Raw genomic sequence first — 12,720 nt, forward strand, 5'->3', positions numbered from 1 at the left:
GAGCAGAAGGCGTACCAATTCTTCTTGAAAATTAATTTCTTATAAATCAATAGGTTGAAAAACAAAGCGGCGAATTGATATTTGCAATTTGCAAGAAAACCCCTGCCGAGCCTTGCATTCGGCAACCCGTTGCGCCCGTCGTCTCGCCTGCAACCCCCTGGCGCGGCTTCTCGCAAGCCGAGCCACCGGTAAAAAAAACTAAACTTCCGGCGCTCCCCTCCGGTCACCCCTAGCAAGGACTTCGCCCATGCCACGGCGCGACGGAGTCCGATCGACCAACGCCAAGGACAACGTACGACCGGAGGATGACATGGGACATTCTGTTGCAGGCGTTTGCCTGGAAGAACCCGCGGTACTGACCGCTTTTCCGTCGCTGCTGCACCCGCAGGACCCGCCGCAACAGAGGGATCGGATACTCTTCGTTACCGCCGAGCTCAGCGATTTCGTCAAGGTCGGCGGACTCGGCGACTTTTCCGCCGCGCTGCCGAGGGTCCTCAAGCGCGAGCATTCGGTGCGAGTCCTGCTGCCCGGCTATCGCCAGGTGCTGGAGCGCTGCCGCGACTTGCGGATCATCGGCAGCCTGCCCGGCCGGGCGGCGATCCCGCCCTGCGAGATCGGCCTGGTGACCCTCGACGACGGCCTGGAAGTCATGCTGGTGCTCTGCCCGCTGCTCTACGAGCGCGAGGGTACGCCGTATATGGACGACCAGGGCAACGACTGGCCGGACAACCACCTGCGCTTCGCCCGCCTGTGCCTGGCCGCCGCCGAGATCGCCGGCGGACACGGCGCCCAGGGCTGGCAACCGGGCCTGGTGCACGCCAACGACTGGCCGTCGGCGCTGACGCCGGCCTACATGGCCTGGAACGGCGTGCGCACGCCGAGCCTGTTTACCATCCACAACCTCGCCTACCAGGGCCTCTGCGACCTGCAATGCAGCGCCGAACTGGGCCTCCCCGACGAAGCGCTGAGCCACGAAAGCATGGAGTTCCACGGGCGCCTGTCGTTCCTCAAGGCCGGCATCGCCCATGCCCACCACATCACCACGGTGAGCGAGACCTACGCCCAGGAAATCACTACCCCGGAATACGGCTGCGGCCTGCACGGCATCCTCAAGTACAAGGTCGAGAAGCGTCAGCTCAGCGGCATCGTCAACGGTATCGACGATAGCTGGCAGCCGCACTGCGATCCGCACCTGGTGGCCTGCTTCAGCGCCCGCCAATGGGCCGGCAAGCGCGCCAACACGCGCTACGTGGAGGAGCGTTTCGGCCTGGAGCCGGGCAAGGGGCCGCTGTTCGCGGTGGTCTCGCGCCTGGTGCAGCAGAAAGGCATCGACCTGACCCTGGAGATCAGCGATGCCCTGCTCCAGGCCGGCGGCCGTCTGGTCAGCATCGGCCGTGGCGAGCCGAACCTGGAGAAGGCCATGCTCGAACTCGCCCGGCGTCATCCCGGCCAGGTCGGCGTGCACATCGGTTTCGACGAGACCGAGGCCCGCCGTATCTACGCCGGCAGCGACTTCCTGCTCATGCCCTCGCGTTATGAGCCCTGCGGGCTCAGTCAGCTCTATGCGCAATGCTTCGGCTCGCTGCCGATCGCGCGCTGCACCGGCGGCCTCGCCGATACCATCGTCGACGGGGTCACCGGCTTCCTGTTCCGTGAGGAAACCGCGCAGAGCTACCTCGATGCGGTGATGCGCGCGATCAACGTCTACCACTGTCCCTCGCTGCTCAACGCCATGCGCTGCAAGGCGATGGCCGCGCCGATGTTCTGGAGCGACTCGGTGGAGCCTTACAACCGCCTGTACCGGCGCCTGTTGAGGAATACCGCTCCGGCCCTGCGCGGGGTACGCCAGTGATGGCGATCCGGCGCCGCTTCGGCGCCCAGTTCCAAGGCAACGGCCGGACCTGCTTCGGCCTCTGGGCTCCGGACGCCCGCGAGGTCCGGGTCGAGACCGCCGACGGCCGCGACTGGCCGCTGGAAGGCAGCGACAGCGGCTGGTTTGAGGCGACCCTGCCCTGTCCGCCCGGCACCCGCTACCGCTACCGCATCGATGGCCGCCCCGGGGTGCCGGACCCGGCCTCGCAGTTCCAGCCCGACGGCGTACATGGCGACAGCCAGGTGCTGGACCATGACGCCTACGCCTGGCGCGTCGACGAGTGGCGCGGGCGGCCCTGGCACGAAGCGGTGATCTACGAGCTGCACGTCGGCCTGTTCGGCTCCTACGCCGAGGTCGAGCGCTTCCTTCCGCGCCTGGTGGAACTGGGCGTGACCGCCGTGGAGCTGATGCCGCTGGGCGAGTTTCCCGGTCGCCGCAACTGGGGCTACGACGGCGTGCTGCCGTTCGCCCCGGCGTCGGCCTACGGCACGCCCGAGCAACTCAAGCATCTGATCGACAGCGCTCACGGCATGGGCCTGATGGTCTTCGTCGACGTGATCTACAACCACTTCGGCCCGGACGGCAACTACCTCGCGCAGTACGCCGCCGCGTTCTTCCGCGACGACCGGCAGACGCCCTGGGGCCAGGCCATCGATTTCCGTCGCGGCGAAGTCCGCGAGTTCTTCTATGAGAACGCCCTGATGTGGCTGCTCGACTATCGCGTCGACGGCCTGCGCTTCGATGCCGTGCACGCGATTCCCGATAGCGCGTTCCTCGTCGAGATGGCCCGCCGCCTGCGCGGCGCCGCCGGCCCCGAGCGCCATGTGCACCTGGTCCTGGAGAACGACGACAACCGCGCCAGCCTGCTGCGCCAGGGCTACGACGCACAGTGGAACGACGATGGCCACCATGCGCTGCACGTCCTGCTCACCGGCGAGAACGACGGCTACTACCAGGACTACCCCGAGCCGCTGCGCTGCCTGGCGCGCTGCCTGGCCGAAGGCTTCGTCTACCAGGGCGAAGCCAACCGCCACGGCCGGCCGCGCGGCGAACCGAGTGCCGACCTGGCGCCGGACGCCTTCGTGCTGTTTCTGCAAAACCACGACCAGGTCGGCAACCGCGCCTTCGGCGAGCGTCTCAGCGTCCTCGCCGAACCCCAGGCGTTGCGTCTGGCGATAGCGCTGCAACTGCTCGCGCCGATGATTCCGCTGCTATTCATGGGCGAGGAATGCGCCGCGCGCGAACCGTTCCTGTATTTCACCGATCACCAGGGCGAACTGGCGGACGCGGTCCGCGAGGGACGACGCAAGGAGTTCGGCGAGTTCGGCCGCTTCGGCGAGGGCGCCACCCTGGCTTCGCTCCCCGACCCAAACGCGGTGGAGACCTTCGAGCGCTCGCGTCCCGGCCTGGCCGATTGCGACCCGGCCTGGCGCGGCTTCTACCGGCAACTGCTGGAAATCCGTCATGAACACCTGATCCCGCGCCTGCGCGGCGCCCGTTCGCTGGGGGTTACCACCATCGCCGGCGCCGCGCTGTCGGCGCGCTGGCGACTCGGTGACGGCAGTGACTGGCGAATCGACCTCAACCCTTCTCCGCTCGAAGCGGAAGTCGAGCCGCCGGCGGCCACCACCTGGGTGCTGTTCCTCGACAACCTCGCCTGTGCCGAGTATCGCCGCGGCCGCCTAAGTCCCCGCAGCATCGCGGTCAGCCTGGAGCCCGCCCATGAGTGACGCACGCCTGGCCGAACTGGCCGCCGCCGTGGGCCTGCAACTCGACTGGCAGGACGCCAACGGACGGCCGCAGCGGGTCGACCCGGAGGTCCAGCGCGGCCTGCTGGAAGCACTCGGCTATCCGGCGCAGAGTCCGCAACAGATCGAACAGAGCCTGGCCGCGCTGGCCCGGCTGCGCGAGGACAGCGCCAACCTCGGACTGCTGGTCGGCGAATGCGGCCAGCCGCTGGAGCAAGCGCTCGGCCCCGCCGGCACCCCGGGCGAGCTGGTCTACGAGGACGGCACGCGGATCGCCCTGCGCCTGGACGCCGAAGGCCGCCTGCCGGCGCAGGCCCGCAGTGGCTATGCGCAGCTGTCGCTGGAGCAGCGGGAATGGGCGGTGGCGATGGCGCCGCCGAGCTGTCCGTCCCTGGCCAGCCTCGCCCCGGGTCGCTCGCGTCGCTGGGGTCTGGCCGCCCAGGTCTATGCCCTGCGCCGCCCCGGCGACGGCGGCCTGGGCGACAGCGCCGCCCTCGAGGACCTGCTGCGCAGCGCCGCGCGGCATGGCGCCGACGCGCTGGCGATCAGCCCGCTGCACGCCCTGGCCGAGGCCAACGGACATGCCTACAGCCCCTACTCGCCGTCCAGCCGGCTGTTCTTCAATGTCCTGCACGCCGCGCCGGCGACCATTCTCGGCGCGGCGGCGGTGGAACAGGCGATCCGTCGCGCCGGCCTGGCCGCGGAGATGGCCCGCCTGGAGAGCCTGGAGCTGATCGACTGGACAGCGGCGGCGGACCTGCGCATGCGCCTGCTGCGCCAACTCCACCGCGACTTCACCGAGCGCGCCAGTCCCTTGCGCCACGACCTCGCCGAATTCCGCCGCGAAGCCGGCGAGGCCCTGCTGCACCACTGCCGCTTCGAGACCCTGCAGGCGCACCTGGGCGCCGGCCCCGACTGGAGACGCTGGCCGGAGCCGCTGCGCCGCCCCGACGAGCCGGCGGTGGCCGCGTTCTGCGCCGATCACGCCGAGGAAGTGGACTTCCGTGCCTTCGGCCAGTGGCTGACCCAACGTTGCCTGCAACATGCCCAGCGCCAGGCGCGCGAGGCCGGTATGGCCATCGGTCTGGTCGCCGACCTGGCGGTGGGCGCCGACGGCGGCGGCAGCCAGGCCTGGTCGCGGCAGGAAGAGCTGCTCGCCGAAGTGAATGTCGGCGCGCCGCCGGACATCCTCAACCAGTCCGGACAGGACTGGGGCGTTTCCGCGTTCAATCCCGAAGGCCTGCGCCGCCACGGCTACCGGGCATTCCGCGAGATGCTGCGGGCCAACCTGGCCTGGCCCGGAGGGCTACGCATCGACCATGTGATGGGCCTGCAACGTCTCTGGCTGATCCCGCGCGGCCAGCCGCCCCACGCCGGCGCCTACCTGCGCTACCCGCAACGCGAGCTGCTGCGCCTGCTGGCGCTGGAGGCCAGTCGCGCCTCGGCGCTGGTCATCGGCGAGGACCTCGGCACCGTGCCCGAAGGCCTGCGCGAGGAACTGGCACGCCGCCAAGTGCTAGGTACCCGCGTGCTGCTCTTCGAGCGGCGCGGCGAACGCTTCGTGCCCCCGGCGCAATGGCCGGCGGACGCCATGGCCACCACCAGCACCCACGACCTGCCGAGCCTGTCCGGCTGGTGGCGGGGCCGGGACATCCACTGGCGCGGCCGCGCCGGACACCGCAGCGCCGAGGAATGCGCGGCCGACCTGGAACTGCGCGCCGAGGAGCGCCGGGCCCTGGCCGCCAGCCTTGAACCGCCGGTCGATCCCGACCCCGCCGCCGAAGTACCGCTGGACGCCTGCATCGGCTATGTCGGGGCAACCCCCGCGCCGTTGGTGCTACTGCCCCTGGAGGACGCCCTGGGCAGCCTGGAGCAGCCGAACCTGCCCGGCCCCGGCGACGCCCACCCGAACTGGCGGCGGCGCTGGCCGGAAAACGCCGCGCAGATGCTCGGAACGCCGCAGGTCGACCGGCGCCTGCGCCTGCTCGAACGCAGCCGCCGGGATGCCGAGGAGGCCGCCCATGATTGAGCCTCGCGCTACCCTGCGCCTGCAATTCCACGCCGGCTTCACCCTCGACGATGCCCTGCCCTGGCTGGACTATTTCGCCGACCTGGGCATCAGCCATCTCTACGCCTCGCCGCTGTTCCGCGCGCGGCCCGGCTCCAGCCACGGCTACGACGTGGTCGACCCGACCCGGATCAATCCGGAACTGGGCGGCGAGCCGGCGCTGCTGCGCCTGATCCAGGGGCTGCGGCAACGCGGCATGGGCCTGCTCATGGACATAGTGCCGAACCACATGGGCATCGGCGGCGGCGCCAATCCCTGGTGGCAGGACGTGCTCGAATGGGGGCGCGAGAGTCCCTACGCGAGTTTCTTCGACATCCAGTGGGAATCCCACGACGCCGCGTTGCGCGGCCAGGTGCTGCTGCCGTTCCTGCGCAGCGACTACGGCGAGGTCCTGGCTGCCGGGGAGATCGGCCTGAGCCTGGACCGCGAGGCCGGCCGCCTGCTGGCGAGCCACGGCGAGCAGCGCTTCCCCCTCTGGCCGGGCAGTTACCCGGAGCTGCTGGAAGACAGCGGCGAGCCGCGCCTGTCAGCCCTGGCCGGCGGTTTCCGCGAGTGCCGGCAGGACCGCGAGGCCTTGCGCGAGATGCAGCGTCAACTGGCGGCTGCGCTCGCCGAGAGCGCTCCGCGCGCAGCCCTCCAGCGCACGCTGGGCGAACTCCAGGAACGCCACGAGGAGGCTCGCCAACGCCTGCACCGCCTGCTCGAGGCGCAGCACTACCGCCTGGCCAGTTGGCGCACCGCGGCGGACGACATCAACTGGCGCCGTTTCTTCGACATCAGCGAACTGGTCGGCCTGCGGGTCGAGCGCGGCGAGGTGTTCGAGGCCGTGCACGGCAAGGTCTTCCAGTTGCTCGAGGACGGTCTGCTCGATGGCCTGCGCATCGATCACGTCGACGGCCTGGCCGATCCGCGCGGCTATTGCCGACGCCTGCGCCGCCGCAGCGAGCGGATCCGCGCCCATCGCGGCGGCGCGCCGATGCTGCTGTACGTTGAGAAGATCCTCGGTGGCGAGGAGCGCCTGCCCGAGGATTGGCTGTGCGACGGCACCACCGGCTACGACTTCATGAACCAGGTCAGCCTGTTGCAGCACGATCCGCGCGGCGAACGACCGTTGCGCGAACTCTGGCAGCGGGTCAGCGGACGCCCGGAGGCGTTTCTCGACGAGGTCTACCAGGCTCGCCAACTGGTCCTGGCGGGAAGCCTCGCCGGTGACCTGGAGAACCTCGCCCAGGGTCTTTTGCGGGTGGCTCGGGCCGACCTGGCCAGCCGCGACCTGACCCTGGGCGGTATCCGCCGCGCGCTGTTCCAGTTGCTCGCGCGCTTTCCGGTCTACCGTACCTACGCCGGGGCCTGCGGTCGCTCGGTGCAGGATCGCGAGGTGTTCCGCTATGCCGCAGAGGCGGCCCGCGAGGATCTCGACGAAGCCGACCGGGCGGTCCTCGACCATCTCGAACGCTGGCTCGGCGGGCAGCCGCTGCGCGAGCTGCCGCCCGGTCCGCTGCGGCGCCTGCGCGGCGAGTTGCTGGCGCGCTTCCAGCAGTTGAGTTCGCCGACCGCAGCCAAGGCCGTGGAGGATACCGCCTGCTATCGCTCGGCGGCCCTGCTCTCGCGCAACGACGTCGGCTTCGACCCGCAGCGCTTCGCCGCTTCCGCCGAGGAATTCCATGCCGCCTGCGAAGCCAGGCGCTTGGCCAGCCCGCGCGCCCTGCTGGCCACCGCCAGCCATGACCACAAGCGCGGCGAGGACGCCCGCGCCCGTCTTGCGGCGCTCAGTGAACTGGCGCCCTGGTTCGCGCGTAACGTCGAGCACTGGCAAAGCCTGGCCACGCCGTTGCGCCGCGACCTCGCCGAAGGGCCGGCGCCGAGTCCCGGCGACGAGCTGATCCTGTTCCAGGCCCTGCTCGGCAGTTGGCCGCTCGACGCGCCTTGCGACGGCGCCGCCCTGGACCAAGCGTTCCTCGCGCGGATGCGCGAATGGCAATGCAAGGCCTTGCGCGAAGCCAAGCTGCGCACGCGCTGGACCGCGCCCGACGAAGACTACGAGCGCGCCTGCGCCGGCTATCTGGAACAGCTCCTGCGCGCGCCACTGGCCCAGGCCCTGCGCCAGTCGCTGGGCAACGCGGCGGCGCGACTGATGCCGGCCGGGGCCCTGAATGGCCTCGCCCAATGCCTGCTGCGCCTGACCTGCCCGGGTATCCCCGATCTCTACCAGGGGCGCGAGGACTGGGACTTCAGCCTGGTCGACCCGGACAACCGGAGGCCGGTGGACTTCGCCCGGCACGCCGCCGCCCTGGCCGCGCCGACGCCCTTCCCGGAACTGCTGGAGCACTGGCGCGACGGTCGCATCAAGCAGACCCTGATCGCCCGCGTGCTGGGGCTGCGGCGGATGCAGCCGGGCCTGTTCCGCGACGGCGACTACCTGCCCCTGGAGGTCAGCGGCGAGCATGCCGAGCGGGTCCTGGCCTTCGCCCGGCGCAGTCGTCACGGTTGCCTGCTGGTGGTGGTCCCGCGCCTGGCCTGCGCCCTGCTCGGCCACGCCACGCAGCCGCAGGTGCCGGCCGAGGCCTGGGGCGACACCTGCCTGCTGCTGCCGCCGAGTCTCTCCGAATGCACCTACAGCGGCCTGTTTTCCACCATGCCGCTGCCCAGCGACGGGCACCTGAGCCTGTCCGAAGTGCTCGCCGACTTTCCCGTCAACCTGCTTTACCGCCTCGCCCAGGAGGACACCCCATGAGCGCCGACGAAAAACGCATACGAGAGTTCGCCTACCAGATCTGGGAATCCGAGGGCTGCCCCGACGGCCAGGCCGAACGCCACTGGGCCATGGCCCGGCAACTGGCCGAAGCGGAAGCCGCCGCGGCGGCACCGAAGAAGACCCGCGGTCGGGCCAAGGCCGCCAAGGAAACCCCGGCCCTGCTGCAAGCGCCGGCCGCCAAGCCGCGCAAGCCGAGGGCCACGTCCCCGGCGCGGCCCGCCAGCGAAAAACCGACGGCGGCCAAGCCGCGCAGCCGCCGCAAGCCCGAAGCGGGCGAATGAGGAGTCCAGTGCATGAGCAGAAAGCGTAGCCCCGCCCCTTCGCGGATCAGCGAAGGGCACCCCTTCCCCCTTGGCGCCACCTGGGACGGCCTCGGCGTCAATTTCGCGCTGTTCTCGGCCCACGCGACCAAGGTCGAGCTGTGCCTGTTCGACGCGCGCGGGGAAAAGGAGATCGAGCGCATCGAATTGCCCGAGTACACCGACGAGATCTGGCACGGCTACCTGCCCGACGCCCACCCGGGGCAGATCTACGGCTACCGGGTGCACGGTCCCTACGAGCCGGATGCCGGCCACCGCTTCAATCCCAACAAATTGCTCCTCGATCCCTACGCCAAGCAGTTGGTTGGCCGCCTGCGCTGGTCCGAGGCGCTGTTCGGCTACACCATCGGCTCGGCCGACGCCGACCTCAGCTTCGACGAGCGCGACAGCGCGCCCTTCGTGCCCAAGTCGAAGGTCATCGATCCGGCCTTCACCTGGGCCGAGCGCCCGCCGGTACGCGTCCCCTGGGACCGCACGGTGATCTACGAAGCCCACCTGCGCGGCCTCAGCATGCGCCATCCACAGGTCCCGGAGGCGGTTCGCGGGACCTTCGCCGGGCTGATGAACGCCGACCTGCTGGCGCACATCCGCCGGCTCGGGGTGACCAGCGTCGAGCTGCTGCCGATCCACGGCTTCGTCGACGACAAGCACCTGCTGGAAAACGGCATGAGCAACTACTGGGGCTACAACAGCATCGCCTTCTTCGCCCCGCACCCGGCCTACCTCGCCAGCGGCCAGGTCAACGAGTTCAAGGAGATGGTCGCGCACCTCCACGACGCCGGACTGGAGCTGATCCTCGACGTGGTCTACAACCACACCGCGGAAGGCAACGAGCTGGGTCCGACCCTGTGCATGCGCGGCATCGACAACGCCTCGTACTACCGCCTGATGCCCGACCAGCGCCGCTACTACATCAACGATTCCGGCACCGGCAACACCCTCGACCTCAGCCACCCCTGCGTGTTGCAGATGGTCACCGACTCGCTGCGCTACTGGGCCACGGAGATGCGCGTGGACGGCTTCCGCTTCGACCTGGCGACCATCCTCGGCCGCCATCCGGACGGTTTCGACGAGCGCCACGGCTTCCTCGTCGCCTGCCGCCAGGACCCGGTGCTGAGCAAGTGCAAGCTGATCGCCGAACCCTGGGATTGCGGCCCCGGCGGCTACCAGGTAGGCGGCTTCCCGCCCGGCTGGGCGGAATGGAACGACCGTTTCCGCGATTGCGTGCGCGCCTACTGGCGCGGCGACGACGGCATGCTGCCGGAACTGGCGCGACGCCTAACCGCCTCCGGCGATCTCTACGACCAGCGTGGACGGCGGCCCTACGCGTCGGTGAACTTCGTCACCGCCCACGACGGTTTCACCCTGCGCGACGTGGTTTCCTACGATCACAAGCACAACGAGGCCAACGGCGAGAACAACGCCGACGGCAGCGACCACAACCTGTCCTGGAACCACGGCTGCGAGGGCCCCACCGACGACCCGGAGATCCGCGCCCTGCGCCTGCGCCAGATGCGCAACCTGCTGTCCACCTTGCTGCTGTCCCAGGGCACCCCGATGCTGGTCGCCGGCGACGAGTTCAGCCGCACCCAGCAGGGCAACAACAATGTCTATTGCCAGGACAACGAACTGGGCTGGATCGACTGGCGGCTGGACGACGAGGGCCGTTCGCTGCTGGCCTTCACCCAGCGCCTGCTGGCCCTGCGCCAACGCTATCCGATCCTGCGCAGGGGGCGCTTCCTGGTCGGCGAGTACAACGAGGCGCTGGGTGTCAAGGACGTCACCTGGCTGGCGCCCGGCGGCGAGGAGATGACCGAGGAACACTGGCACGACGAGCACGCCCGCTGTCTCGGCGTGCTCCTCGATGGCCGCGCGCAACCCACCGGGATCCTGCGCAGCGGTGAGGATGCCACCCTGCTGCTGATCCTCAATGCCTACCACGACGCGGTGTCCTTCCGTCTTCCCGAGGTGGCCGAGGGCAGCGGCTGGACCTGCCTGCTGGATACCCAACGGCCGGAGGACCCGCTCGGCGAACGCTACCCGTTCGCCAGCGAGTTCCTGGTCGGCGGCCGCAGTTTCCTGCTGTTCGAGCTACAACCGCCGGGCGCCGGAGCGGAAGGATGAACGGCGGGGAAAAAAGCTGAACCGCCCCCGGCACCTCCAGTCGGAACCTGTAGGTGCCGCACGCGGCGCCCGCACATCCACCCTACACAGGAGGACAGCATGAAGATCAGCGACATCATGACCCGCAACGTCCAGGTCGCCGACCCGCAGCAGAGCATCCGCGAGGCGGCCGCCACCATGGCGAGGATCGACAGCGGCGCCCTGCTGGTCGGCGAAGGCGACCGCCTGGTCGGGATGATCACCGATCGCGACATCGCCATCCGCGCGGTGGCCGGCGGCCTGTCCGGGGATACCCCGCTGGGCCGCATCATGAGCGGCGACATCCACTATTGCTTCGAAGACGAAGACGTCCAGCACGTGGCCCGCAACATGGCCGACATCCAGATGCGCCGCCTGCCGGTGCTCAACCGCGAGAAGCGGCTGGTCGGCGTGGTTTCCCTGGGCAACATCGCCAGCTGCCACGACCAGGCCTCCAGCGCCACCGTCCTGCAGGGCGTCGCCCAGGCCCACTACTGAGCCTTTCTTCCACCCGGCCCGCCTTTGCCATTCCGGCCGAGGCCGGGCCCCAACCGGGAGAACGCCATGAAAGCCGTGGTATTCCATGACATCGGCGACATCCGCCTGGAAGACGTGGCGGAGCCGCGCCTGCAGGAGCCCACCGACGCCATCGTGCGGCTGACCGCCTCGGCGATCTGCGGCACCGACCTGCACTTCGTCCGTGGCAGCGTCGGCGGCATGCGTCCGGGAACCATCCTCGGCCATGAGGGCGTGGGCATCGTCGAGGCGCTCGGCGACGAAGTGCGCAATCTGCAGGTCGGCGACCGGGTGGTGATTCCCTCGACCATCGCCTGCGGCAATTGCGTGTATTGCCGAGCCGGCTACTACGCCCAGTGCGACGTCGCCAACCCCGGCGGCAGCCAGGCCGGCACCGCGTTCTTCGGCGGCCCCCGGGCCAACGGCGGCTTCCATGGGCTGCAAGCCGAGAAAGCACGGATTCCCTATGCCAACATCGGCCTGATCCGCCTGCCCAGCAGCATCAGCGACGACCAGGCGATACTCCTGTCGGACATCTTCCCCACCGGTTACTTCGGCGCCGAACTGGCCGGTATCGCCCCCGGCAACACCGTCGCCGTGTTCGGCTGCGGTCCGGTGGGCCAGTTCGCCATCGCCAGCGCGTTGCTCCTCGGCGCCGCCAGGGTGTTCGCCATCGACCGCCACCCGGACCGCCTGCACATGGCCCGCCAGCAAGGCGCCGAAGTGATCGACTTCGAGCGCGAGGATCCGGTCCAGGCCCTGCGCTGGCTGACCGCCGGGATCGGCGTGGACCGCGCCATCGACGCCGTCGGCGTGGACGCCGAGCACAGCCATGGCACCGCCACCCCGGCGCCGCGCCAGGAGGGCACCAGCTGGAGTCCCGGCAACGCCCCCGCACAGGCCCTGGAGTGGGCGGTGCAGGGCCTGGCCAAGGCCGGCACCCTGTCGATCATCGGCGTCTACGCCGAAGACTCGCGGCAGTTTCCCATCGGCCTGGCGATGAACCGCAACCTGACCATCCGCATGGGCAACTGCCACCACCGCAAGTACATTCCGCTGCTGCTCGAACATGTGCTCAGCGGACGCATCGACCCGGCGAAGATCCTCACCCAGGTGAAGCCGATCGGCGACGCCATCGAGGCCTTCGAAGCCTTCGACCGCCGCGAGACCGGCTGGATCAAGGTCGAACTGGTGCCGCAGAAGCGCCAGGTCGAGGGCAGCGAGGAACGCCTCGACGAACGCGCGGTGGACGAACTGGCGCGCCGGCCGACGCCGGAAAGCGGCGCCCGGGGGTGATG

General features: G+C 69.7%; 8 protein-coding genes. All 8 read left to right on the forward strand.

Annotation, left to right across the window (positions count from 1 at the left end; translation table 11 throughout):
• Positions 1-310 precede the first annotated feature (310 nt).
• The 8 genes from glgA (at position 311) to AC1RB9_RS14670 (ending at position 12,718) form a co-directional block, all read left to right on the forward strand.
• Positions 311-1,852: a glycogen synthase GlgA gene (gene glgA, locus AC1RB9_RS14635; RefSeq protein ID WP_124123186.1), complete on the forward strand. Its 1,542-nt coding sequence runs from the start codon at positions 311-313 to the stop codon at positions 1,850-1,852.
• Complete coding sequence (gene treZ, locus AC1RB9_RS14640; protein ID WP_003162792.1) at positions 1,852-3,603, forward strand: malto-oligosyltrehalose trehalohydrolase; 1,752 nt, start codon at positions 1,852-1,854, stop codon at positions 3,601-3,603. The genes glgA and treZ overlap by 1 nt, the downstream gene beginning before the upstream one ends.
• Positions 3,596-5,650, forward strand: coding sequence for a 4-alpha-glucanotransferase (gene malQ, locus AC1RB9_RS14645; RefSeq protein WP_003450646.1), 2,055 nt, complete (start codon positions 3,596-3,598; stop codon positions 5,648-5,650). The genes treZ and malQ overlap by 8 nt, the downstream gene beginning before the upstream one ends.
• A complete protein-coding gene (locus AC1RB9_RS14650) occupies positions 5,643-8,423 on the forward strand; it encodes a malto-oligosyltrehalose synthase (RefSeq protein WP_003162291.1) in 2,781 nt (926 codons plus the stop codon). Before malQ ends, AC1RB9_RS14650 begins: the two co-directional genes overlap by 8 nt.
• Positions 8,420-8,725 (forward strand): DUF2934 domain-containing protein, encoded by a 306-nt coding sequence (locus AC1RB9_RS14655; RefSeq protein ID WP_003162292.1) that lies wholly within the window; start codon positions 8,420-8,422, stop codon positions 8,723-8,725. The genes AC1RB9_RS14650 and AC1RB9_RS14655 overlap by 4 nt, the downstream gene beginning before the upstream one ends.
• A 12-nt stretch (positions 8,726-8,737) precedes the next feature.
• Complete coding sequence (gene glgX / locus AC1RB9_RS14660; RefSeq protein ID WP_003113651.1) at positions 8,738-10,888, forward strand: glycogen debranching protein GlgX; 2,151 nt, start codon at positions 8,738-8,740, stop codon at positions 10,886-10,888.
• A 99-nt stretch (positions 10,889-10,987) separates the two neighbouring features.
• Entirely contained in the window at positions 10,988-11,404 is a 417-nt protein-coding gene (locus tag AC1RB9_RS14665) for a CBS domain-containing protein (RefSeq protein ID WP_003158701.1), read from the forward strand.
• A 66-nt stretch (positions 11,405-11,470) separates the two neighbouring features.
• Positions 11,471-12,718, forward strand: coding sequence for a zinc-dependent alcohol dehydrogenase (locus tag AC1RB9_RS14670; protein ID WP_003088939.1), 1,248 nt, complete (start codon positions 11,471-11,473; stop codon positions 12,716-12,718).
• The last annotated feature ends 2 nt before the right edge of the window (positions 12,719-12,720 follow it).

Source organism: Pseudomonas sp. 20-5 (assembly GCF_056782835.1).

Coding starts and splice junctions, on each gene's coding strand:
- AC1RB9_RS14670 (WP_003088939.1), top strand. CDS start 11,471: ATGAAAGCCGTGGTATTCCATGACATCGGCGACATCCGCCTGGAAGAC.
- AC1RB9_RS14650 (WP_003162291.1), top strand. CDS start 5,643: ATGATTGAGCCTCGCGCTACCCTGCGCCTGCAATTCCACGCCGGCTTC.
- AC1RB9_RS14655 (WP_003162292.1), top strand. CDS start 8,420: ATGAGCGCCGACGAAAAACGCATACGAGAGTTCGCCTACCAGATCTGG.
- glgA (WP_124123186.1), top strand. CDS start 311: ATGGGACATTCTGTTGCAGGCGTTTGCCTGGAAGAACCCGCGGTACTG.
- AC1RB9_RS14665 (WP_003158701.1), top strand. CDS start 10,988: ATGAAGATCAGCGACATCATGACCCGCAACGTCCAGGTCGCCGACCCG.
- treZ (WP_003162792.1), top strand. CDS start 1,852: ATGGCGATCCGGCGCCGCTTCGGCGCCCAGTTCCAAGGCAACGGCCGG.
- malQ (WP_003450646.1), top strand. CDS start 3,596: ATGAGTGACGCACGCCTGGCCGAACTGGCCGCCGCCGTGGGCCTGCAA.
- glgX (WP_003113651.1), top strand. CDS start 8,738: ATGAGCAGAAAGCGTAGCCCCGCCCCTTCGCGGATCAGCGAAGGGCAC.